General features: G+C 72.2%; 14 protein-coding genes. 6 read left to right on the forward strand and 8 right to left on the reverse strand.

What is annotated here, in order from left to right:
- Positions 1–12: 12 nt before the first annotated feature.
- Both AC0693_RS12300 and AC0693_RS12305 read left to right on the forward strand, forming a co-directional pair.
- Positions 13–2,676, forward strand: a complete 2,664-nt coding sequence (locus AC0693_RS12300; protein WP_478801665.1) for an RICIN domain-containing protein — start codon at positions 13–15, stop codon at positions 2,674–2,676.
- A gap of 101 nt (positions 2,677–2,777) precedes the next feature.
- Positions 2,778–4,019, forward strand: coding sequence for a glycosyltransferase (locus AC0693_RS12305; protein ID WP_478801666.1), 1,242 nt, complete (start codon positions 2,778–2,780; stop codon positions 4,017–4,019).
- A 39-nt stretch (positions 4,020–4,058) separates the two neighbouring features.
- Here AC0693_RS12305 and AC0693_RS12310 read toward each other — a convergent pair whose 3' ends face one another.
- The 7 genes from AC0693_RS12310 to AC0693_RS12340 all read right to left on the reverse strand — a co-directional run bounded on the left by AC0693_RS12310 (position 4,059) and on the right by AC0693_RS12340 (position 14,056).
- Positions 4,059–4,808: a ZIP family metal transporter gene (locus tag AC0693_RS12310; protein WP_478801667.1), complete on the reverse strand. Its 750-nt coding sequence runs from the start codon at positions 4,806–4,808 to the stop codon at positions 4,059–4,061.
- Between the two features lie 155 nt (positions 4,809–4,963).
- Entirely contained in the window at positions 4,964–7,348 is a 2,385-nt protein-coding gene (locus tag AC0693_RS12315; protein ID WP_478801668.1) for a non-reducing end alpha-L-arabinofuranosidase family hydrolase, read from the reverse strand.
- A gap of 328 nt (positions 7,349–7,676) precedes the next feature.
- On the reverse strand, positions 7,677–9,245 hold the full coding sequence (locus AC0693_RS12320; RefSeq protein WP_468465761.1) for a sigma-70 family RNA polymerase sigma factor: 1,569 nt from the start codon (positions 9,243–9,245) through the stop codon (positions 7,677–7,679).
- Between the two features lie 144 nt (positions 9,246–9,389).
- Positions 9,390–10,865 carry a non-reducing end alpha-L-arabinofuranosidase family hydrolase gene (locus AC0693_RS12325; protein WP_469316796.1) on the reverse strand — a complete coding sequence of 492 codons (1,476 nt, stop codon included), beginning with the start codon at positions 10,863–10,865 and terminating at the stop codon, positions 9,390–9,392.
- A gap of 92 nt (positions 10,866–10,957) precedes the next feature.
- On the reverse strand, positions 10,958–11,788 hold the full coding sequence (locus tag AC0693_RS12330) for a carbohydrate ABC transporter permease (RefSeq protein ID WP_469335659.1): 831 nt from the start codon (positions 11,786–11,788) through the stop codon (positions 10,958–10,960).
- Positions 11,785–12,702: a carbohydrate ABC transporter permease gene (locus AC0693_RS12335; RefSeq protein WP_478801862.1), complete on the reverse strand. Its 918-nt coding sequence runs from the start codon at positions 12,700–12,702 to the stop codon at positions 11,785–11,787. Before AC0693_RS12335 ends, AC0693_RS12330 begins: the two co-directional genes overlap by 4 nt.
- A 64-nt stretch (positions 12,703–12,766) precedes the next feature.
- Positions 12,767–14,056, reverse strand: a complete 1,290-nt coding sequence (locus AC0693_RS12340) for an extracellular solute-binding protein (protein ID WP_478801669.1) — start codon at positions 14,054–14,056, stop codon at positions 12,767–12,769.
- Between the two features lie 230 nt (positions 14,057–14,286).
- On the opposite strand from AC0693_RS12340, the gene AC0693_RS12345 reads away from it, so the two are divergent.
- Genes AC0693_RS12345 through AC0693_RS12355 form a run of 3 tightly spaced genes read left to right on the forward strand, consistent with a single transcriptional unit; the run spans position 14,287 to position 19,018 of the window.
- On the forward strand, positions 14,287–15,300 hold the full coding sequence (locus AC0693_RS12345) for a LacI family DNA-binding transcriptional regulator (protein WP_478801670.1): 1,014 nt from the start codon (positions 14,287–14,289) through the stop codon (positions 15,298–15,300).
- Between the two features lie 26 nt (positions 15,301–15,326).
- A complete protein-coding gene (locus AC0693_RS12350; RefSeq protein WP_478801671.1) occupies positions 15,327–17,576 on the forward strand; it encodes a glycoside hydrolase family 3 N-terminal domain-containing protein in 2,250 nt (749 codons plus the stop codon).
- Positions 17,573–19,018 (forward strand): glycoside hydrolase family 43 protein, encoded by a 1,446-nt coding sequence (locus AC0693_RS12355; RefSeq protein ID WP_478801672.1) that lies wholly within the window; start codon positions 17,573–17,575, stop codon positions 19,016–19,018. Before AC0693_RS12350 ends, AC0693_RS12355 begins: the two co-directional genes overlap by 4 nt.
- Before the next feature lie 86 nt (positions 19,019–19,104).
- Here AC0693_RS12355 and AC0693_RS12360 read toward each other — a convergent pair whose 3' ends face one another.
- Positions 19,105–20,127 (reverse strand): LacI family DNA-binding transcriptional regulator, encoded by a 1,023-nt coding sequence (locus AC0693_RS12360; protein ID WP_468465744.1) that lies wholly within the window; start codon positions 20,125–20,127, stop codon positions 19,105–19,107.
- A 284-nt stretch (positions 20,128–20,411) separates the two neighbouring features.
- Here AC0693_RS12360 and AC0693_RS12365 point away from each other — a divergent pair, with 284 nt between their 5' ends.
- Complete coding sequence (locus AC0693_RS12365) at positions 20,412–21,389, forward strand: glycoside hydrolase family 6 protein (protein ID WP_469316803.1); 978 nt, start codon at positions 20,412–20,414, stop codon at positions 21,387–21,389.
- Positions 21,390–21,419 lie beyond the last annotated feature (30 nt).

Here is a 21,419-nt window from a genome sequence, read left to right on the forward strand (position 1 = left end):
GAGCACACCCCCATGAAGAACCCCCTCAGCGGCGGCCCCCGCGGGCGTCACCGCCGTCGCTGGACCGCGACCGGTCTCTTGCTCGGCGTGCCCGCCCTGGTCGTGCCGTACCTGCTGTTCGTGCAGGAGGACTCGCAGGCCGCGACGGTCGACGGCGAGGCCTACTACCGCCTGGTCTCCGTACGCAGCGGCAAGGTGGTGGACGTCAGCTCCTTCTCCACCGCCGACGGCACCCGCATCCAGCAGTGGACCGACCAGAACACGGCCAACCAGCAGTGGCGGCTGAGACCTGCCGGGGACGGCTACTACGAGCTGGTCAACCGCAACAGCGGCAAGGTGCTCGGCATAGCGGGCGGTTCGGCCGCCCAGGGCGCCGCCGCCGAGCAGCAGACCGACAGCTCCTCCACCGCCCAGGAGTGGCGGATCGACGACGTGGGTGATGCGGGCGCCGTCACCTTCACCTCCCGCAAGAGCCGTCACGTACTGGACGTCTCCGGCGGCTCCACGTCCGAGGGCGCGGCGCTCATCCAGTATTCCTCCCGGGGCAGCACGAACCAGCAGTGGAAGCTGGTGAAGGTGGCCGCCGGCCCGGCGGGTGCGGGCCAGGGCGCCGGATCCGGCGGAGCGCAGAACGCGGCCGCGGCCGGACCGTACGCGTGGAAGAACGCCGAGGTCGTGGGCGGGGGTTACGTCACCGGGCTGGTGTTCAACCCCCGTGCGAAGGGGCTGCTGTACGCGCGCACCGACATGGGCGGCGCCTACCGCTGGGACGCCGCGGCGGAGCAGTGGATCCCGCTGACCGACTGGGCAGGCCAGCAGGACTGGAACCTGCTGGGCATCGACGCGCTGGCCACCGACCCCGTCGAACCCGACCGGCTCTACCTGTCGGCGGGCACCTACACCAACAACTGGGCGGGCAACGGCGCGATCCTGCGCTCCACGGACCGCGGCCGCACCTTCCAGCGCACCGAACTGCCCTTCAAACTGGGCGCGAACGAGGACGGGCGCGGGGCGGGCGAACGGCTCGCGGTCAACCCTTCCGACAACGGATCCCTGCTCCTCGGCACCCGCAAGAACGGCCTGTGGCGCAGCGCCGACCACGGCGTGACGTGGAGTCAGGTCCCCTCGTTCCCGGTCAAGGACGGCGCGAGCAGCGGCGGCGGCATCTCCTTCGTCACCTACGGCCCGGCCGGCAGCAGGACCGTCTACGTCGGCGTCGGGGACAAGTCCACCTCCCTGTACCGCTCCACCGACGGCGGCGGCACCTGGCAGGCGGTCCCCGGACAGCCCACCGGCCAGATGCCGCAGCACGGCGTGCTCTCCGGTGACGGCTCCCTGTACCTGACCTACACGAACACCCTCGGTCCCAACGGCGTGACCGCGGGCTCGGTGTGGAAGTACACGCCCTCCGGCGGGGCGTGGAAGGACGTCTCCCCGTCCCGCGGCAGCTACGGCTTCTCGGGTCTGGCCGTCGACCCGCAGAAGCCGTCCACGGTGATGGTCACCACCCTCGACCGCTGGTGGCCCGGGGACGAGGTCTACCGGACCACCGACGGCGGCGCGACCTGGAAGGCACTGGGCGAGAAGTCGCAGCGCAACGCCTCCGCCGCCCCCTACGTGGGCACGGGCGTCGGGCACTGGATGACCGCGCTGGCCATCGACCCCTTCGACGCCGGGCACGCGCTGTACGGCACCGGCAGCGGCATCTGGCGCAGCAAGGACGCCAACGCCACGGACAGCGGCGGAACCAGCCACTGGACCGTGGGCGCCCGGGGCCTGGAGGAGACCGCCCTGATGGACGTGATCGCCCCGCCCGGCGGGGCCACCGCCATCACCGCCATGGGCGACCTCGGGGGCTTCCGCCACGACTCCCTGACCAAGGTGCCCGCCGGACGGCTGGCGGACCCGATGATGACCAACAGCACCGACATCGACTTCGCCCAGTCCCGCCCCGAGGTCATGGTCCGCGTCGGCCGGGGCGGCGCGAAGGACGGCGCCTACTCCACCGACGGCGGCAGCAGCTGGACCGGTTTCCCGGCGGAGCCGGTGAGCGGCTCCGACAGCGGCCACGTCGCGCTCGCCGCGGACGGCGCCGCCATCGTCTGGACCCAGGCCGGCCAGGCCCCGTACCGCTCGGCCGACAGGGGAGCGAGCTGGTCGAAGGTCAAGGGCCTGGGCGCCGACGCCGTGGTCGTCGCCGACCGCTCCGCGCAGAATTCCTTCTACTCCCTGACCGGCGGCACGCTCTACGCGAGCACCGACGGCGGGGCGACCTTCACGCCCCGCGCCACGAACCTGCCCGCCGACGGCCGGCTCCAGGCCGTCCCCGGCGCCGCCGCCGACCTGTGGATCGCCGGCGGAGCCAAGGGGGTGCTGCACTCCACCGACGGCGGCCGCACCTTCACCGCGCTGACCACGGTGCGCTCCGCCTCCGCCCTCGGCTTCGGCAAGGCCGCGCCGGGCGCCTCCTACCAGGCCCTCTACCTGATCGGCACCGTCAAGGACGTCTCCGGCGTCTTCCGCTCCACGGACAAGGGCGCCACGTGGCTGCGCGTCAACGACGACGCCCACCAGTGGGGCGCCATCGGCGGCGTCATCAGCGGTGACCCGGACACCTACGGGCGGGTCTACGTCGGGACCAACGGCCGCGGCCTGCAGTACGGCGACCCCTCTTGACCCGTCGCCAGGACGGGGCCGCGGGCACCGCGCCCGCGGCCCCCGTCGCCGGGGTCCCGCGGGGCGTGCTCCCCGGCACCGGTACGTGACATGCTGGGATCGTGCGCGTACTGATCGTGACGGCGGGAAGCTGGGGAGACGTCGCCCCCTACACCGGGCTCGGCGTGCGGCTGGGCGCCGCGGGGCACGAGGTGACGGTGGCCACCCACGAGCGGTTCCGCGAGGCGGTGGGCGCCCACGGGCTCGGCTTCCGGCCGCTGCCCGTTGATCCGCGGCAGGAGCTGGCCTCGGCGGCCGGACAGGACCTGGCGCGGGCGGTCAACCCCGCGGTGGCCATGGCCCGGCTGATGCGCATGGCGCGGGCGTTCATGCCCCGGCTGAGCGCGGGCGTCGCCGACGCCGTACGCCAGGGGGCGGATGTGGTGCTCGGCTCGACCGTCACGGACCCCGTGTGCGCGACGCTCGGCGAGGCCCTGCGGCTGCCGACCCTGGGCGTCTACCTCCAGCCGATCCGCCCCACGGCGGCCTTTCCCCCGCCGATCACCCGCGCCCGTTCGCTGGGCCCCTTCGGCAACCGGCTCGCCGCCCACGCGCTGCGACTCGGCACGGAGCGGCTGTTCGCCCCGGCGGTCGGCGCGCTGCGGCGCGAACTCCACCTGCCGCCGCAGCGGTTCGGCGGCCCGCCGGGCATGGCACCGGGCCGCACCGTCCTGCACGGCTTCAGCCCGCGGATCGTGCCGCGCCCCGCGGACTGGCCGATCGGGCATCAGGTCTGCGGCTACTGGTGGCCCGAGGCCGCGCCCGGCTGGCGGCCCGAACCGCGCCTGCTCGACTTCCTCGCGGCGGGGGAGCCGCCGGTCTTCGCCGGCTTCGGCAGCTTCGTCGCCGCCGACGCCGAACGGCTCGGCTCCTTGCTCGCCGAGGCCTTCCGCCGGGCGGGGGTGCGCGGGGTCGTCCAGTCCGGCTGGAGCGGCCTGCACGCCGAGGGCGATGACCTGATCACCGTGCGGGAGGTTCCGCACGCCTGGCTCTTCCCGCGGACCGCCGCCGTCATCCACCACGCCGGCGCCGGAACCACCGCCGCCGGACTCCGCGCCGGCGTCCCCGCCGTCGCTGTACCGGTCCAGCTCGACCAGCACTTCTGGGCCGCTCGCCTGCACCGCCTCGGCGTTTCGCCGCCCCCGCTGCGCTACCAGCGGCTGACCGCGCAACGCCTCGCGGACGCCATCACGGCCGCCACCCGCACCCCGGACCTGACCGCGCGCTCCCGCCGGCTCGCCGAGGAAATCGCCGTCGAGGACGGCGCGCGGCACGTCCTCACGGCACTCGAACGCCTCGCGTAGCCGAGGGCCGAGGGGCGGACCGTCTCTGCCCCGCGGCCCTCACAGGTGCGACAGGGCGAACGCGGAGAGGAACCCGATCACCGTGACCAGCCCGGTCAGCAGGTGCACCCTGCTGTACGCCTCGGGGATCATCGTGTCCGCGATCATCGCCAGGATCGCCCCGCCGGCCACCGCGGTGATCACCGCCATCACCGACTCCGACGCACCGCCGAGCAGCGCGTAACCCGCCAGCGCGGCGACACCGCTGAGCACGGCGATGCCGCCCCACAGGGTGAACACGTACCGGCGGCTGCGCCCGGCACCGCGCATCCCGGCCGAACTCGCCAGGCCCTCGGGAAGGTTGCTGATGAACACCGCCCCCACCGTCGCCACACCCAGGTGGCCGCCTCCCAGCAGGCTCGTACCGATGACGACGGACTCCGGGATCCCGTCCAGCAGCGCCCCGAGCGCGATGGCGTTCCCCGATCCCGGAGCCTCGGCCTCGGACGGCTGGTGCGCCTCCGAGCGCTTGCGGTGCCGGGCGCCGCGCCGGGCCAGCAGGGCATCGGCTCCCGAGTAGACGGCCGCGCCGCCGACCGCCCCGCCCACCACCGGTCCCATGCCCGAACGCTCGTAGGCCTCCGCGATCAGCTCGAAGGAGACCGCGGCCATCAGGACACCGCTGCCGAACGCCATGACCAGGGCGATGAGCCGTGGCGGCACCCGCATCAGCGAGCCCACGGCGGCCCCCACCAGCAGGGCCGCGCCCGCGAACAGGCCCCATCCACCCGCGACCAGCGCTCCCGTCACAACAGCCCCTTCCCGCTCCACCGGCACACGCACCGCACCTACCCGTCCGCACGGAAAAACACCGCCGCACGCGGGAGGAGCCCCGGCCGATGGTCGGCCGGGGCTCCTCGACGGGGTTCCGTCACTCAGCGGGCGCGGTCACCCGTGAGCGGGCGTCAGCGCCGCAGGGTGAGCAGACCGGGCCGGTACGGCAGCTGGTCGTAGGGGCCCTGCGCGGTCGGGGACTTCCCCTGGTAGAGGAACTGCAGGTTGCAGGGGTCGATCGTCATCGTCTGGTCGGGGTTGCTGCGGACCAGGTCGCCGTGGCTGATGTCGTTGGTCCAGGTGGCGCCGCTGTTGGCCTTGCCCGCGAAGGGGTTGCTCTCGCTGGCGGCCTGCGGGGTCCAGGTACCGCTCAGGCTGGAGGCCGTGAACGAGCGGAAGTAGCGCTGCTCGTTCGCGCCCCGGGCCTCGACGATCATGAGGTACTGGTTCTGGCCCTGCACCTTGTAGACCTGCGGCGCCTCGAACAGGTTCTTCACCGTGTCACTCATGACCGTGGTGTACGAAGAGCCGAAGTTGCCCGGGAAGTTCCCGATCGGCATGCTCGCCCGGTAGATCTTGCCGTTGTCACCGGCGAAGAACAGGTACATGTTCTTGTCGTCGGCGATCAGGGTCTGGTCGATCGGGGCGGCGCCCGGGATGCCGCCGGTGAACAGCGGCTGCGGCGCGGACCAGCCGTTGGGGTTGGACGGGTCGCTGGAGGTGCGGTAGATGAAGGGCCACGCGCCCCACTGGTAGGCGAGGACCCAGACGTTCTTGGGCGCGAAGTAGAACAGCGTGGGTGCCACCGCCGTCTGGTTCATTCCGCTCTGGCCGGCGGAGGCCATGTCCGGCCAGTTCGTGAAGGGGCTGAACATCATGGAGCCGTACGAGGAGCCCGTCGTGTTCGACGCGTAGACCAGGTGCTTGCCCTTGTACGGCACGCTGGTGAAGTCCTTCAGGGAGCCCCAGCCGTTCGCGGGCTGTGCGAGCGCACCCGTCGACGTCCACCGGTACGTCGAGGGAAGGGCACAGGTGGCGCCCGTCGGCGCCGTCGTCGGCGTGGCCGGGGTCGACGTGCCGGACGGGACGGTCCACTTCTGGTTGGCGCCGCCGGACCAGCAGGTGTACAGCTGGATCCTGGTGCCCTTGGCGGTGCCCGCGCCGACGGCGTCGAGGCACAGCCCGGACTGGACGTTCGCGATCATGCCGTCGGCGTTGACGTTCCACTGCTGGCCGGCGCTGCCGTCGCAGTCCTGGATGACCACGGCGGTGCCGTTGACGGTGCCCTTGCCCTGGGCGTCCAGGCACTTGGTGCCGTAGACCACCCACTGCTTGCCGGAGGACCGGGTCCAGCTCTGGTTCGGCCGTCCGGTGCAGTCCCACAGCTGGGCCGGGGTCCCGTTGGCGGTGCCGGAGCCGTTGATGTCGAGACAACGGCCCGACGGGACGCCCTTGATCGCTCCGGTGGCGGATCCGCCGGTGGGAGCGGGAGCGGGACCCGGGGCGGCCTTGAGGGCGTTCACCACGGCGGTGTAGGCGGGCTTGGGCTTGCCGCTGCCGTCGAACAGCAGAGGGGTCTCGGCGCTGCGCCAGGAGTCGCTGTCGCGGATGCCCCACACGGTGATGCCGGTGCACCGGCCCACGGACAGACAGGCGTTGACCGCTGTGGTGTAGTGGGCGGCGGACGCCCGGGCGATGTCCAGCTCGGTGATCTGGACGTCGACGCCGAGGGCGGCGAAGTTGGCGAGCGTGGTCTGGTAGCTCGACGGCGGGCCGCCGGGGCCGAAGTGGCTCTGGAACCCGACGCAGTCGATCGGCACGCCGCGGGCCTTGAAGTCCTTGACCATGGCGTAGACGCCCTGGGTCTTGGCGTCCGACCAGTTCTCGATGTTGTAGTCGTTGTAGCAGAGCTTGGCCGAGGAGTCGGCCGCCCGGGCGGTGCGGAAGGCCTCCTCGATGAAGCCGTTGCCCAGCACGTCCTGGAACACCGAACTGCGGTGCTGGGTCGAGCCGTCGGCGAACGCCTCGTTGACCACGTCCCAGGCGTAGATTTTCCCCTTGAAGTGGGTCATCTCGGCGGTGATGTGGTCGTTCATCACGCCGCGCAGCGTGTTCGCGTCACGGATCGAGCCGACCCAGGAGGGGAGCTGCGAGTGCCAGACCGCGGTGTGGCCGCGCATGCGCTGGCCGTGGGCCAGGGCGCGGTCGACGATCTTGTCGGCGGGACCGAAGGTGAAACGGCCGCGGGACGGCTCGATGGCGTCCCACTTCATCTCGTTCTCCGGGGTGATCATGTTGAATTCCCGGTCCGCGAGCCCGGCGTACGTCGGGTCGCCGAGCCGGCCGGCGGCCACGGCGGTGCCGAAGTACCGGCCCGAGGGGGCCGCCTGCGTCCCCAGGTTGGCGGCCCCGGCGGAGCTGGGGAGGAGCGTCACGACACCGGCGATCAGCGCACCGGCCGTCGCTCCGATCGCCCATGTCCGGCGCCGCCGGGCGAGCCGGTGGAGGCCCTTCATGAGCGTCCTCGGGGAGGCGTACCGGTCGCCCGGGATACGTGGGTGTGGGTCATGGGAGTCGCTTTCTTGAGCGGATGCGTCGTCGGAGCACGCGGGGAACCCCCTCCCGCCGGCCCGTCGTGCGGCTCGGCGGCGGGAAAGGAGCACCCCACACAAGAGGAGGCCTCCGGAGGCGGGATCCCGTAACGAAAAATTCGCGCGGTCCGCACGATCGCCCCGGTGACGCATCTCGCAGGCGGAAAGTGTTACGCCGCCCGGCCCGGAACGCACGGACCGCCTGGGGCGCACGGTCCGCCCGGTGCGCACCGGCCGTGGCGCGGTCCTCGGGTCACTCCCAGCCGTCGCGGACGAGGAAGGACGCCTGTCCGGCGAAGGCACGGGTGCCGTCGGAGCCGTCGAGCCAGATGCCGCCGTCGCGGTGGCGCAGGACCGAGCCGGGGTAGTTGTGCGCGTGCAGGGTCACCGACCCGGCGACCGCCCCGGTCTCGGGGCAGAAGGTGGCGTCCTCGCGGAACAGCGCGCTGCCGTCGTCGGGGCTCAGCCGCAGCCGCAGCTCGCGGTGGCGCAGGTAGCGGCCGTCGGCGGCGCGGAAGGTGACGCACCCGGTGCCGGTCAGCCCCCGGATGACGGTGAAGGTGACCCGTCGGCGCGTCTGCGCGCTGCTGGACGCGGAGACGGGGCCGAGCGACGCGAAGTCCTCGGTGTACGTGAGGTACAGGGTGGGGTCGTCCACGGACGCCAGCGACCGTGCGCCGAGCGCGACGGCGGGTGGCACGGCGGAGGGGCCGGCCGCGGACGGGCCGGCCGACGGGGCGGTCCGCGACGGCAGCGGCGCGGGGCTGCCGGACGAGGGAGCGGCGGTGACGCCCGGGCTCCGGTGTTCCGGTTCGGGCCAGGCCGCGTAGGTGGCGGTGCCGGCGATGAGCACGGCGCCGGTGGTGAGGGCCACCAGCTGCTGCGTGGTCACCGCATGGAACGTGCCGATCAGCGAGCCGTGCAGAGCGCCTCCGCCCGTCGCGGTCGCCGTCGCCGTGCCGACGGCGACGGGTGCCGCGGCCAGCGCGGCGGTGCCCGCGGCGGTGCCCGAGAGCAGGCCCTTGGCGGCCAGCGCGGCGAGGAGTCCGGCCGGGACGGCCAGCGGTGCGAGGCTGTGGACGAGCAGCTCGGCGGGCACCCGCTGCGTCGTCGTGGCGGTGCAGGATCCGCAGTCGCGGGTGTGCCGCGCGATCCGCTTGCGCCACACCGATGAGGGGTGACCGTCCCAGCCGACGAGGCTCTGGTCCAGCAGCGGGCAGCGCGGGTCGGCCTCCAGCGCGGCGACGATCGTCCGGGACAGGTCCAGCTGCTCGCGCATGCGTTGCAGGCGTACGCCCGCGTGGGCGACCGTGAGCCCCGTCGCGGCGGCGATGTCGTCGCGGCTCAGGCGGCCGGCGCATTCCTGCCACCACAGCGACAGCAGCACCCGCTGGTCCGGGTCGAGCCACAGCCGGGCTTCGACCGCCTGACGGCGCTCGTCCGAGACGTGCAGACGCAGGATCGTGACGTCCTCGGGCTCTGCGCCGGGGTCCGGTATCCGCAGTGCCTCGTCGAGGACCGTGGTCCGCCCGGTGAAGGTGCGCTGCCGCTGCCAGTGGCTGTTGATCTGGCGGAGCGTGATCGAGACCAGCCAGGCCCGGAAGCTCTCCGGGGCGCGCAGGGCGGGAAGGTCGCGCACCACGCGCAGCAGGGTCTCCTGGACGACGTCGTCGACGTCGGCGTGTCCGCTCAGTGCCCGCCCGACGATGTTGTAGACCAACGGCAGGTAGGCGGCGATCAGTTCCTCGCGCGCCCGGTGGTCACCGGCCTGCGCGGCGACGACCAGCCCCGCGTGGTCCGCGTCCGCTTCCATGATCCCCATTTCCGCCTCCCTCAGGGTGGCGGTCCGCCGAGTGCGGCGCCACACCCTGGAGTCGGCAAGGGTACGCGGCCGGTACCCGTGCTCCCGGACGTCCGTTCGACCGACCCGTCCGGCTCCGCTTCCGGAGCCGGACGGGGCACGCCGTCAGCGTCGCAGGGTCAGCAGGCCCGGCCGGTAGGGCCACACGCCGTAGTCGCCGCCGACATTGGGGTCGCGTCCCTGGTAGAGGAACCGCAGGTTGCAGGGGTCGACGGGGAAGGTCTGGTCGGCGCCGGCGCGGACCAGTTCGCCGTGGCTGATGTCATTGGTCCACGTGGCGCCGCTGTTGGCCTTGCCCGCGAAGGGGTTGCCTTCGCTGCCGGCCTGCGGGGTCCACGTACCGCCGAGGCTGGAGGACGTGAAGGAGCGGAAGTAGCGTCCGTTCGCGCCCCTGGCCTCGACGATCATCAGGTACTGGTTCTGGCCCTGGACCTTGTAGACCTGCACCGCCTCGAAGAGGTTGTCCGCGGTGTCGCTCATGAGGGTCGTGTACGACGAGCCGAAGTTGCCGGGGAAGTTCCCGATCGGCATGCTCGCGCGGTAGATCTTGCCGTTGTCGCCCGCGAAGAACAGGTACATGGTGGTGCTGTCACCGATGACGGTCTGGTCGATCGGTCCCGTACCGGAACCCGTGATGTTTCCGGAGAAGAGCGCCTGCGGTGCGGACCATCCGTTGGGGTTGGTGGGGTCGCTGGAGGTCCGGTAGGAGAAGGGGCTGCCCCCGCCCCACTGGTAGGTGAGCACCCAGATGTTCTTCGGCGCGAAGAAGAAGAGCGTCGGCGCGACGGCCGGCGCCGACATCGGGTTCTGGCCGGCCGAGGCCATCTCCGACCAGTTGGTGAACGGGCTGAAGTTCATCGAGCCCCAGCTGTTCCCGTTGTCGTGCGTCGTCGCGTAGACGAGCTGGCGTCCGTTGTAGGGGGCGACGGTGAAGTCCTTGAGCGAGGCCCAGCCGGGCCTGGGCTGCGCCAGCGGGCCCGTCGACGTCCAGCGGTACGTGGACGGAAGGGCGCACGGGCCGGGGGTGCCGCCACCACCGACCTTGACGAGCTGCCACTGCTGGTTGGCGCCGCCCCAGTCGTCGTACTGGACGACGTTCGCGTTGTCGGCGGTGGAACCGCCCTGCACTTCCATGGCCTTGTTGCTGTGGCGCGCGATGAACCGCACGTAGCCGTCCGCGCTCTCGGCCACCCGCCACTGCTGGTTCGCGGCGTTCACGTCCGTCCACTGGACGATCGCGGCGCCGTTGGCGGTGGAGGAGCTGGCGACGTCCAGCACCTTGCCCGAATGGACGGACGCGATGCGGTAGTTGCCGCTGCCCGAGTCGACGAACCGCCACTGCTGCTGGGGCTGGTCGTTGCGGGTCCACTGGGTGATGCGGGCGCCGTCGCCGGTCGCCAGGTTGTAGACGTCCAGGGCCTTGCCGCTGGTGCGGTTGACCAGTACGTACGAGGCGTTGGTGTCGATGGCCGTCGCCGCGCGGGCGGGCTGGGCGCCGAGGAAGGCGGCCAGGAGCAGGAGGGGCGCGAGGACGGCGATCAGGGCTCGCGGGTGGAACGGGGAGGGGTCGCGGGACCACATGGGCGGAGCTCCTTCGGGGGCGAGGGGTGGCTGGTACGGACGAACGCGGGAGGCCTCCTTCGGGGGTCGGGGACACACGGGCCGGGCCGGGGTCAGCCCTTGGTGGCGCCCGCGGTGAGGCCGCCGATCAACTGCCGCTCGGCGACGGCGTAGAAGGCGAGGGCGGGGACCATGGCGAGCACGATGTAGGCGAGGACGAGCGCGTAGTCGGTCGAGTACTGCCCCTGGAACTGCTGGACGCCGACCGGGACCGTCTGCCATCGCGGGTCGTTGAACACCAGCAGCGGCAGGAAGAAGTTGTTCCAGCTGGCGACGATCGCCAGCACGGAGACCGTGCCGAGCGCCGGTCGCGCCATCGGCAGCAGGATTTTCCAGAAGAAGCGGAATTTGCCGCAGCCGTCCATGATGGCGGCCTCCTCGACCTCCGCCGGGACGGTCCGGAAGAAGCCGCGCAGGATGATGATCGTCATCGGCAGCCCGAAGGCCGCCTGCGGGAGGACGACGCCGAGCGGGTTGTCGAGCAGGCCGAAGGTGCGCAGCAGCAGGAACAGCGGCAGGACGGCCACGGCGAAGGGGAACATCAGTCCGATGGTGAACAGGGTGTAGAACAGTTCCCGCCCCCGGAAGGCGTAGCGGGCCAGTACGAACGCCGCCATCGCGGCGGCCGCGACCGTGCAAAAGGTCGTCCCGATCGCGATGCCCGCGCTGTTGGCGATCTGCCGCCAGAACGTTCCGTCGCCGAGGATGCCGGTGTAGTTGGCCGTCTTCCAGTGCCGCGGCAGCCCGAACGGGTTGCTCGTCAGCTCGCCGGTGCTCTTGAACCCGGAGAGCACCGCGTAGAGCAGGGGGACGGTCACGAACGCGGCGATCAGCCAGACCACGGCGTGCAGCGACAGACCGCGAGCCGCCCTGCGGGCGTTCACCGGCCACCTCCCGGGGTGATGGCGCCGCTCAGGTCGCGGCGGAGCACGTACCGCTGGTAGAAGAGGGAGAAGACCAGGCTGATCATGAACAGCGCCACGCTGATCGCGCTGGCGTAGCCGACCTGGTGGCGCTTGAACCCGAACTGGAACATCGAGATCGCCATCGTCTCGGAGGAGTGGTTGGGTCCGCCGGTGGTCATGACCCAGACGAGGTCGAAGAGCTGGATGGCCCCGATGACCGAAAGGAAGACGCTGATCCGGATCGTCGGGCCGAGCAGCGGCAGCGTCACGTGCCGGAAGCGCTGCCAGGCACCGGCGCCGTCGATGGCCGCGGCTTCGAGGACCTCGCCCGGGATGCTCTGCAGCCCGGCGAGGAAGAGCATCATGTGGAAGCCGAAGTACTTCCAGGTCATCACCGCGAACAGGGTCGGCATGACCGTCGAGGGATCGGCGAGCCAGGTGCCCCGCAGTCCCTCCAGACCCAGCGCGCCGGCGAGGTGGTCGGCCATGCCGGCGTCCGGCAGGAAGATCATCGTGAAGAGGACCGCCGTGACCACCTCGGAGAGGACGTACGGCGCGAAGAACAGCATCCGGTAGACGGCCCGGCCGCGCAGCTTCTGGTTGAGCACGACCGCCGTGAACAGCGCGAACGGTAACTGCACGGTCAGCGACAGGACGATCAGGTACAGCCCGCGCCCCAGATCGCCGAGGAAGACCTCGTCGCCGAAGAGCCTGGTGTAGTTCGCCAGACCGACGAAGCGGTCCATCGGGCCGATCCCGCCCCACGCGAAGAAGCCGGTGTAGACGGCCACGGCGATCGGGGCCAGGACGAAGACGACGAAGAGGATCAGTGCGGGAAGGAGGAACCAGGCGACCGACGCCCAGCTGCCCCACCGGCTCAGGAGCGGCCGCACGGGGGCGGGCGGGAGCACCGGCACGGCGTCCCGCACCCGCTCCTTGGTCAGGGTGGGTACGGAGCTAGGCACCCTTCGCTGCCTCGGTGATCGCCCGGGTGACCTGCTCCGGCGTCTTCTTGCCCGCGATGAGGTCGGCCACGCTGTCGTTGACCTCCTGGCCGACCGCCGGCGGATAGGCCTGGTCGAGGTAGAGCTGGAAGCCCGTCGACCTGGCCAGGCTGTCGGCCACCACCTTCCGGTTGGCGTCCGTGAGCCGGCTCTCCGCACCCTTGACCACCGGCAGGAAGCCGTTCGAGGCCAGCAGCTTGGCCTCGTTCTCCAGCACGAAGTACTTCAGGAAGGCCAGCGCCTCCTTCGGGGCGCCCTTGCGCAGTGCGAAGCCGCCGCCACCGCCGAGCACCTCGGTGACCGTCCCGACCCCGCCGTCGACCGTCGGGAAGGGGAAGAAGCCCAGGTCCGCTCCGAGGTCGCCGCCCGCGTCCTTCTGTACCGACGGTCCCCACTGGCCCATCAGCTCCATGGCGGCCTTGCCCTGGCCCATGGTCGCGGCCTGGCCGCCCGGGGTGGAGTAGCCCGCGCCGAGGAAGCCCGTCTGGAACGGCTGGAGATCGGCCAGTTCCTTGAGGTGGGTGCCCGCCCGGACGAAACCGGGGCCGCTGAAGTCCTTGGTGGTCGTCGCCTGTTGCAGTGCGGGGATGCCGGCGACGCGCATCGCGAGGTAGGCCCAGTAGAAGTGGGCCGGCCATTTCTCCTTGCCCGCGAGGGCGATCGGCGTGATGCCCGCCGCCTTGAGCTTCTTCACGTCGTCCAGGAGTTCGGCCCAGGTGGCCGGGGGAGCGGTGATGCCGGCCTGGGCGAAGAGCCGCTTGTTGTACCAGAAACCGACCATGCCGATGTCGTAGGGGACCGCGTAGGTCCGGCCCTCGATCTGGTAGGGGCGCAGCGAGACGGCGGTGAGGTCGGAGGACCAGTCCAGTGCGTCGGTGAGGTCTTCGACCAGACCCGCGTCGACCTGCTGTTGCAGGACGCCGCCGCCCCAGGTCTGCAGGACGTCGGGGAGCTTGCCCGACGCGGTGGTGGCGGTCAGCTTGGACTTGAACGCCTCGTTCTCCAACGAGGTCGTCTTGATGGTGACCTCGGGGTGGGCTGCCGTGAAGGCCGAGGAGATCTGCGGGAAGAGGGACTTGCCCGGTTCCGTCGTGGCGATGTTCCACCACGCGAAGGTCACCTTGCCGTCCGCCGACGCGCCGCCGGAGCCGGAGCCGCCGCAGGCCGTGGCCAGTGAGGCGGACAGGACCGTCAGACCGGAGAGCGCCAGGAAGCTTCGTCGGCTCGGGGGTGTGCTGACCATGGGACCTCCGGGGTGAGGGAATGTCGAACCACGTCGAAATATTTCGAAACACTCTCGAATTCTGTGCTGCCATAAACTAGGAACGCGGGGGCCGTCGGTCAAGGGCTCTTACCGATTTACCCTTCAACTGCCGCCCGTTGAGCTTGACAAGCCGGTCACACCGACCGGAAACTCTTCGAAAGTTTGCGATAACCGCCACCCGTCCACGGCGTTCGCGCAGAGGAGAGAAGTTGACCGAACAGCGTCCGACCCTGGCCCTCATCGCCGCGGAGGCGGGGGTCTCCCAGGCCACCGTGTCCAAGGTGATCAACGGCCGCTCCGATGTCGCACCCTCGACGCGCGAGCGCATCGAGGGCCTGCTGCGCTCCCACCAGTACCTCCACCCCGGCCGCCAGGGCCGGGCCCGCAGATCGGGCCTGGTCGACCTGATCATCGGGGGACTGGACAGCGCCTGGGCGGTGGAGATACTGCGCGGCGTCGAGGCCGAGTGCGCCCAGCGCAGCGTCGGCACGGTCGTCTCGCTCGTCCCGCCGGGCGAGGCCACGCCGTCGAGCTGGGCCGCCCTGCCGGTCCTGCACCACAGCGACGGCGTCATCCTGGTCACCGCCTCGGTCACCGCCGCCCAGCGCGCCCAGGTCGAACGGGCCGGAGTGGCCCTGGTCGTCATCGACCCGATCGACCTGCCGGGCAACGGCGTGCCGAGCATCGGCGCGACCAACTGGGCGGGCGGCCTCGCGGCCACCGAGCACCTGCTGGAGCTGGGGCACCGCCGGATCGCCGCGATCGGCGGCCGCAAGGAGATGCTCTGCAGCCAGGCCCGCATCGACGGCTACCGGGCCGCCCTGGAGCGGGCCGGGATCGAGGTCGACCGCGACCTGATCCGGTTCGGCGACTTCCAGCACGAGGGCGGCTTCCGCCGGGCCCGGGAGCTGCTCGCCCTCCCCGACCCGCCGACCGCCATCTTCGCCGGCAGCGACCAGCAGGCGATGGGCGTCTACGAGGCGGCCCGGCAGGCCGGGTTGAGCATCCCGCAGGACCTCAGCGTGGTCGGTTTCGACGACCTCCCGATGTGCGAATGGCTCTCACCGCCCCTGACGACGGTGCGCCAGCCGCTGGAGGAGATGGGCCGGCTCGCGGCCCGCACCCTCTTCCAACTCCTCGACGGCCAGCCGCTCGTCAGCCCCCGCATGGAGCTCTCGACCGAGCTCAAGGTCCGGCACTCCGCCGCCCTGCCCCGCCTTTAGAGCCGCCACAGCACTAGGAGCACTCCTTGACCGAGCCCTGGCGTGACCCCCTCCTGCCCGCGCCCGCGCGGGTCGCCGATCTGCTGGAACGGATGACGCTGGAAGAGAAGGCGGGTCAGCTCGCCGGCTTCTGGGCGCTGCCCTCGGTCCCGGGGGCGCCCGTCGCCCCCATGGAGGACGATTCCGGTGAGTCCGCGCCCGGCCTCGACGACATCGTCGCCCACGGGCTCGGCCAGCTGACCCGGGTGTACGGCACCGCGCCGATCACCGCGGAAGCCGGGATGGCGCGGCTCGCCTCGCTCCAGCGGCAGGTCACCGGAGCCGGCCGGTTCGGCATCCCGGCGATCGCCCACGAGGAGTGCCTGACCGGGTTCATGACCCTGGGGGCGACGGTCTTCCCCGGGCCGCTGGCCTGGGGCGCCTCCTTCGACCCCGGGCTCGTGCGCCGGATGGCGGCCGCCATCGGCGCGGGGATGCGGCGGGTCGGCGTCCACCAGGGGCTGGCTCCGGTGCTCGACGTGGTCCGCGACTACCGCTGGGGCAGGACCGAGGAGTGCATAGCCGAGGACCCCTACCTCGTCGGGGCCATCGGCACCGCCTACGTGCAGGGTCTGGAGGGCGCCGGGATCGTGGCGACGCTCAAGCACTTCGCCGGGTACTCGGCCTCGCGCGGCGGCCGCAACATGGCCCCCGTCGCCTGCGGGCCGCGCGAGTTCGCCGACGTACTGGTCGAGCCCTTCGTCCGCGCGCTGCGCGAGGGGGGCGCCCGGTCGGTGATGAACAGCTACACCGACGTGGACGGCGTCCCGGTGGCCGCCGACGAAGGCCTGTTGACCGGACTGCTCCGCGAGGAACTCGGCTTCGGCGGTGTGGTCGTCGCCGACTACTACGCCGTGTCCTTCCTGGAGACCCGGCACGGCGTGGCCGGCTCGCGCGGCGCGGCCGGCGCGCTGGCGCTGACCGCCGGGATCGACGTCGAGCTGCCCACGGCCCGGTGCTACGGCGAGCCGCTCGCCGACCTCGTGCGCTCGGGCGGCGTACCGGAGGAACTCGTCGACCGCGCCGCGCGACGGGTCCTGCTCCAGAAAGCCGAACTGGGCCTGCTCGACCCGGGCTGGGAGCCCGTCACACCCGAGCCGGTCGACCTCGACCCGCCGGACAACCGGGCGCTGGCCGGGCTCCTTGCCGAACGGTCCACCGTGCTGCTCGCCAACGACGGCATCCTGCCGCTGCGGCCGTGCCGGGTCGCGGTCAGCGGGCCCTACGCCGACGACCCCCAGTCCTTCCTGGGCTGCTACTCCTTCCCCAACCACGTCGCGCTGCCCGGCGACCCCGGGCTGGAGATACCGACGCTCGGCGAGGCGCTCACCGCGGTCGGCTTCACGGTCACCGCCGACGATCCGGACGTGTACGTCCTGGTGCTCGGGGACCGGGCCGGCATGTTCGGCCGGGGCACCTCCGGCGAGGGCTGCGACGCCGAGACCCTCGACCTGCCCGGCGACCAGGCCGCGCTCGCCGCCGCCGTGCTGGACTCCGGGGTGCCGACCGTCCTGGTCCTCGTCTCCGGCCGGCCCTACGCGCTCGGCGCGCTCGCGGAGCGGGCATCGGCCGTGGTCCAGGCCTTCTTCCCCGGCGAGGAGGGCGGGACGGCGCTGGCCCGGATCATCAGCGGGGCCGCGGAACCCTCCGGCCGGCTGCCCGTCTCCATCCCCCGGCGGCCCGGCGGCCAGCCCGGGACCTACCTGCACGCCCGGCTCGGCGGCCGCACCGACTGGAGCTCGGTGGACCCGACCCCGCTGTACCCCTTCGGACACGGCCTGAGCTGGACCACCTTCAGCTGCTCCGACCTCGCGGTGGATCCCGTCGCCGCGACGGACGGGACCGTCACCGTGTCGGTGACCGTCCGCAACACAGGGGCGGTGGCGGGGACCGAGGTGGTCCAGCTGTACCTGTCCGACCCGGTGGCGTCCGTCGTGCGGCCGCAGCGGTGGCTCGCCGGCTTCGGCAGGGTCGCGCTCCAGCCGGGGGAGGCCGCCCGGATCACCTTCTCCGTCCACGCCGACCGGACCTCCTTCACCGGTCTCGACCTGCGCAGACGGGTGGAGCCGGGGGAGATCGAGGTGGCCGTCGGACGGTCCAGCGGCGACCTGCCGCTGCGGGGATCCTTCACCCTGGAGGGACCCGTACGTCACCCGGGCGCCGACCGGGTGCTGTCCGTGCCGGTGCACATCGCCCCGGTGCCGAGCGTTCCGGCGCAGACCGTCCCGGTGCCATGACCGGGTGGCGGAGCGAGCCCGTACTGCCGGGGTTCCGGCCCGACCCGTCCGTCTGCCGCGTGGGGGCGGACTACTACCTGGTGACGTCCAGCTTCGAATGGTTCCCGGGCCTCCCGGTGTTCCACAGCCGCGATCTCGTGAACTGGCGGCGCCTCGGCTCGGCGCTCGACCGGGCCTCCCAGCTCGACCTCGACGGGTGCGAGCCCTCCCGGGGGCTGTTCGCACCGACGATCCGGCACCACGACGGGGTCTTCCACCTCGTCTGCACGCTGATGGACGGCCCCGGCCACTTCGTCGTCACGGCCACCGACCCCGCGGGCCCCTGGTCGCAGCCGCACTGGCTGGACGGCGAGGGCTTCGACCCGTCGCTGTTCTTCGACGACGGGCCGGACGGCGACGGCCGGGCCTGGTTCACCGCCGCCCGTGTGCGCGACGAGGCCGCCGGCCACACCGAGATCTGGATGCGCGAGTACCTGCCGCGCGAACGGCGGCTGGCCGGACCGGAGCACGTCCTGTGGTCGGGGAGCCACCCGGGCGCCCGCTGGTCGGAGGCCCCGCACCTCTACAAGGTCGACGGCGCCTACCTCCTGCTCACCGCCGAGGGCGGCACCGACGTGGACCACAGCGTGGTCGCCGCCCGTGCCGACCGCGTGGGCGGCCCCTACGAGGGCGCCCCCCACAATCCGGTGCTCCCGCCCGCCGAGGGCCCGGTCACCTGCCTGGGGCACGCCGACCTCGTGCAGACCCCGTACGGCTACTGGCGCGCCGTCCTCCTGGGCGTCCGCCCGGGCTCCGCCCTCGGCCGCGAGACCTTCCTCGGCCGGGTCACCTGGGACGACGGCTGGCCGGCCTTCTCCCCGGTGCTCCACACCGGCCCCCGCCGCCCCCTGCACGACGACTTCGCGACCCTCTCCGCCGACTGGAGCACCCTGCGCACGCCGCCGCCCGCGCCCTTCTGGACCACCGGTGACGGGCTGCGCCTTCAGCTCCGCCCCGAACGCCTCGGCGAACGCGCCGCCCCGTCCCTCGTGGTCCGGCCCCAGGAACACCCCGACTGCGACGTCTCCACCGAGCTGCACTTCGACCCCGCCGCACCGGGCGAAGAGGCGGGTCTCGCCGTGGTCGTCGACGACGACACCCACCTCCTCTTCCTGCGCACCGCCGAGGGCCTGAGCGTGCGCCGCGGGCCCGACGTCCTGGCAGCCGTCCCCGTTCCGGCGGGTCCCGTGCGCCTGGGGATCTGGATCCGCGGCTTCGACCACACCTTCGCCCACGCGACGCCCGACGGCGCGTGGCAGGACCTGATGACGGTCGAAGCCACCTTCCTCACCCCGCTGTTCACCAGCGTCCAGCTCGGCCTCTACGCCACCTCCAACGGTCACCCCTCCACCAACAGGGCCCGCTTCGCCTGGTTCGATCTGGAAGCGCTTCCAGCCTCATAGGTCGCTCCGAGAGGCCCCCCGAGCAGGCGGGAGGGCTGCCACCGCACGAGAAGGAGACGTCACAAGGTGTAGGCACGCCGGGTGACTCAGGGCAGGTCCGGGGCGGACGCGCGCACGGTCAGCCGCGTCGGGAGGATCAGCGGGCTGGGCTGCTGTCCTTCGATGGCGCTGATCAGCATCCGGGCCATCTCCTGCCCCAGCGCCCGCACCGGCTGGTGGACCGTGGTCAGCGGCGGACTGGTGTGCCGGGCGCTCGCCAGGTCGTTGAAGCCGATCACCGCGACGTCCTCGGGCACCCGCAGCCCCCGTTCCCGCAAGGTGCGCAGCGCGCCGATGGCCATGGCATCGGAGGCGGCGAACACCGCGTCGGTACGGGGGTGCGCCCGCAGCAGCCGCTGCATCGCCTCCGCGCCGCCGTCCTCGGTGAACTGCCCCGGCTCGACCCCGAGCAGCGGCACGCCGGACAGTGTGAGCCCCTCGCCGAACCCCTGCTCGCGCGCGACGGCGGCCCGGGTGTCCACCTGCCCGGTGATCATGACGGGCCGTCGGCGGCCGGTGCGCACGAAGTGCTCGGCGGCCAGCCGCGCACCGCCCCGGTTGTCGGCGTCCACGTACCACGTGGGTTCCCCCGTGAGCGGGAGTCCGCCGAAGACGACGGGCAGGTCGACCTCCTCACCCAGGCGCCCCAGCGGATCGTCGCCGCGCAGCGCCATCAGCATGACGCCGTCGGCCCGGCGGGAGCGCAGCAGGCGCTCGAACCGCTCGCGCCCGCGCGGGGTGTTGGCCAGCAACAGGATCAGTTCCAGGTCCGTCTGCTCCAGCGCCGCACTGACGCCGACGATGACCTCCGCGAAGAAGGGGTCCGCGAACAGCCCCGGTTCGTCGCTGGAGACCGCCAGCACCACCGCTCCGACCCTGCGCGTCGCGAGGGCCTGCGCCGCCGGGTTGGGTACGAACGCGAGCTCGCGCACCGCCCGTTGGACGGCCTCCCGCTTCGCGCGGCTGACGTGCGGCGCGTTGTTGATCACCCGGGAGGCCGCCGTGCGCGACACGCCGGCGCGCGCGGCCACCTCGTCGAGCGTGGGCATGCGCTTGGGTGACGGCTCCATGGACAAGCGGCTCCTCGGGCTCACGCGGGCGGCCAACTGCGGCCATGATTCCATGCGCCGGCCCGCCCCCCGCCGGGGTCTCGGACCGGCGCGACGGGGGTGTCCAGGCCCATGATCCGGGAGCGCTTCCAACTCATCGCGGGATACCGCCACCTCATGGCCGTTCTGTGTTCAACCTCTTGACACCCCCTCACGCCGGACCCAATCATCCCATCAGCGCGGTCCGGTCCGCAGTAAGACTGGAAGCGCTTCCAATTCCTCGTCCCACCATCGGAGGAAGAACCATGCGCACATCCCGCAAAGCGGCATCGGCCCTCCTGGCCGCCGTGCTCACCGCCGGGCTCGCGGCGATCGGCGCCGGCCCGGCGTACGCCGCCGATCCGACCACCATGACCAGCGGCTTCTACACCGACCCCGACAACTCCGCGCTGCGGTGGGTCAACGCCAACCCCGGCGACGGGCGGGCGGCGGCGATCCGGACGTCCATCGCCACCGCGCCGACGGCCCGCTGGTTCGGCAACTGGAGCGGTGACATCGGCGCCGCCGCAGGTGCCTACGTCGGCCGCGCGGACTCCGCCGACAAGCTGCCGGTCCTGGTCGCCTACAACATCCCCGGCCGGGACATCTGCGCCGGTCACTCCGGCGGCGGAGCCGGGAACCGGGCCGCGTACGACGCCTGGATCGCCGCGTTCGCCGGTGGCATCGGCGGCCGCCCGGCCGTCGTCGTCCTCGAACCCGACGCCCTCGGCCACGAGAGCTGCATGACGGCGCCCCAGATCGCTGAACGCAACGCCATGCTGCGGAACGCGATCGCCCAGTTCAAGGCGAAGGCGCCCAACACCTGGGTCTACCTGGACGCCGGAAACCCCGGCTGGATCAGCGCCCCGACCATGGCGCGCCAGCTCGTCGACGCCGGGGTGAGCGGGGCGCACGGCTTCGTGCTAAACGTGTCCAACTACTACACCACCGACCAGAACACCTCCTACGGCAACGCCGTCAACTCGGCCCTGGCCTCCTACGGGTACACCAAGCCGTTCGTCGTCGACACCAGCCGCAACGGCAAGGGTTCCGACGGACAGTGGTGCAACCCCGCGGGCCGCCGGATCGGTACGCCCAGCCAGCGCGGCGGCGGCGGCGGCGCGGAGATGCTGCTGTGGATCAAGGTCCCCGGGGAGTCCGACGGTAACTGCGGCGTCGGCGCGGGCTCCTCGGCCGGGCAGTTCCTGCCGGAGGTCGCCTACAAGATGATCTACGGCTACTGACCCGCGCTCCGCCGAAGTCCGGGCCCCTGC

The sequence above is a fragment of the Streptomyces sp. NPDC043876 genome, from assembly GCF_056435825.1.

What these genes read in the sequence shown, in the direction of transcription:
- AC0693_RS12300 (WP_478801665.1), top strand. Translation starts at nt 13, where the DNA reads ATGAAGAACCCCCTCAGCGGCGGCCCCCGCGGGCGTCACCGCCGTCGC.
- AC0693_RS12340 (WP_478801669.1), bottom strand. Translation starts at nt 14,056, where the DNA reads ATGGTCAGCACACCCCCGAGCCGACGAAGCTTCCTGGCGCTCTCCGGT.
- AC0693_RS12325 (WP_469316796.1), bottom strand. Translation starts at nt 10,865, where the DNA reads ATGTGGTCCCGCGACCCCTCCCCGTTCCACCCGCGAGCCCTGATCGCC.
- AC0693_RS12320 (WP_468465761.1), bottom strand. Translation starts at nt 9,245, where the DNA reads ATGGGGATCATGGAAGCGGACGCGGACCACGCGGGGCTGGTCGTCGCC.
- AC0693_RS12355 (WP_478801672.1), top strand. Translation starts at nt 17,573, where the DNA reads ATGACCGGGTGGCGGAGCGAGCCCGTACTGCCGGGGTTCCGGCCCGAC.
- AC0693_RS12360 (WP_468465744.1), bottom strand. Translation starts at nt 20,127, where the DNA reads ATGGAGCCGTCACCCAAGCGCATGCCCACGCTCGACGAGGTGGCCGCG.
- AC0693_RS12365 (WP_469316803.1), top strand. Translation starts at nt 20,412, where the DNA reads ATGCGCACATCCCGCAAAGCGGCATCGGCCCTCCTGGCCGCCGTGCTC.
- AC0693_RS12315 (WP_478801668.1), bottom strand. Translation starts at nt 7,348, where the DNA reads ATGAAGGGCCTCCACCGGCTCGCCCGGCGGCGCCGGACATGGGCGATC.